This is a genomic window from Rugamonas rubra, assembly GCF_900114705.1.
Lineage (GTDB): Bacteria > Pseudomonadota > Gammaproteobacteria > Burkholderiales > Burkholderiaceae_D > Rugamonas > Rugamonas rubra.
The window spans coordinates 1-1887 of record NZ_FOTW01000071.1 but is presented as its reverse complement, the minus strand read 5'-3'; the positions used below and the strand labels follow the sequence as shown (position 1 = coordinate 1887).

Annotated in this window: 1 protein-coding gene; it reads left to right on the top strand. The window is 53.5% G+C overall.

The features are described from left to right. The first annotated feature begins 527 nt into the window (after window positions 1-527). The gene (locus BM252_RS29740) at window positions 528-1739 is read left to right on the top strand and encodes a sensor histidine kinase (protein WP_245774513.1); all 1212 of its coding nucleotides are present in this window, start codon (window positions 528-530) and stop codon (window positions 1737-1739) included. Window positions 1740-1887: the final 148 nt, after the last annotated feature.

The window sequence follows — 1887 nt, the reverse complement described above, 5'->3', positions numbered from 1 at the left end:
GCCATTTCGTCAACCCCCTACTTTTTCCCGCTTCACTCTGCGCCACGCTGTTTTGCGCGCTCCGTTCTGCGGGGAGGCGAACTATAGCAAAGGCCAGCAAAAACCGCCAGTCAATTTTGCAGTTACTTACAATCTGCGGTGAATTTCTAGCAAAAAAGTACGCAAGTGCGATGAAACGCCCAATTCGCTCCAACGCTACACTTTGGAAAATACCGTAATAAACTGATAATCTTGATCAGTGCGAGCCTGGGTCTTGGCAACACAAGCCGCTCTTGTCCAACCGATCGCTCGCCCCGCCCATCCGAGACGGGGTAGTTTTTTGGTGTGACATGGACGGCCGCCAGACGCGACTTGTTACCCAAAATCGCCTCTTTTTTTTCACTTCGAATCTAAATATGCCTATACTAGTCTCTCGTAAGAACTCCTGTCGGGTGCCACATGGGTCAGTTCAATCCGCCGCCAAATAACGCATTGCGGGCGTGGCGGTGCCGATTTGACCTGACCAGTTTCAGCTGATCGGAGGCACCATGAATCACAACGAAGCCCTCAATGTCCCCATGCCGACGATACTCATCGTCGACGACTCGCTCTCTTACCTAGGTGCCCTGCTCGACCGTCTGGAGCGGCACGGCTTCCTAGTAGTCCTTGCTCAGACGCCCGCAGAGGGCTTGATGCGGGCGGAGTTCGCCGATCCCGATTTGATCTTGCTCGATGTGATTATGCCTGGCATCGACGGTTTCGAAGTGTGCCGACGCCTGAAGGCCAGCAAGGCGACCAAGGACATTCCCGTCATCTTCATGACCGGGCTAACCGATGCGAAACAAAAGGTGATCGGCTTCAATGCCGGCGGAGTCGACTACATCACCAAACCCTTCCAGATCGAGGAGGTGCTCGCGCGCGTGAACACGCATCTGGCGCTACGCAAGGCAAACCGGGAACTGCAAGGCACGATAGAGTCACTCGCCCAGGCGCGGGAAGATCTGGTCCGGCATGAAAAACTTGCCGCCCTGGGCGCGATGGTCGCTGGGATCGCCCATGAACTCAATACCCCGATTGGTAACAGCTTAATGGCGGCAAGTACCTTCGATATGCAAACGGAACAGCTCGCTCATGACTTGGCAGAGGAACGCAGCGTCAAACGCTCTACTTTTGAGCACTATATGGAGGATGCTCAGTTGACGGTTGACATCCTGATGAGAAATCTGCAAAGGGCAGCCGACATCGTGAGCAATTTCAAACAGGTGGCAGTTGACCAGTCCAGTTCGCAACGGCGCAGCTTCCTACTGGCCGAGGTGGTCGGCGGGATGGTGCTGACCCTGCAGCCGATAATCAAGCGCAGTCGCGTCAGCATTCGCGTCGACATCCCCGACGCATTAATGATGGAGAGTTTTCCCGGCCCGCTAGGGCAAGTCGTCACAAATTTGATTAACAATGCCATTGTGTACGGCTATGACACCCACAAGGAGGGCGTTGTGACCATAGTCGCCCATTTGTCTTCTTTTGGCTGGGTGACGATGGTCGTCCAGGATGAAGGCGGAGGTATCCAGCCGGACCATCTGCGGCACATCTTCGATCCGTTCTTTACAACGAAACTGGGGGTGGGCGGCTCCGGCCTGGGACTACATATAGTCCACAATATTGTTACGGAAGTTCTTGGAGGCAGTATTGATGTCGATAGCATCGTCGGCAGAGGAAGTAAATTTATACTCACCCTTCCCATGCTGGCGCCAAGTCGTTGATGGTGTTTTATAAAATCAAAAAGACGTAAAAAACCCCCAACAGATCACTGAAGGGGGTTTTTAGTATAACTAGCCTGACGATAACCTACTTTCACACTGGTTGCAGCACTATCATCGGCGCAGAGTTGTTTCACGGTCCTGTTCGGGA

What these genes read in the sequence shown, in the direction of transcription:
- BM252_RS29740 (WP_245774513.1), top strand. Translation starts at nt 528, where the DNA reads ATGAATCACAACGAAGCCCTCAATGTCCCCATGCCGACGATACTCATC.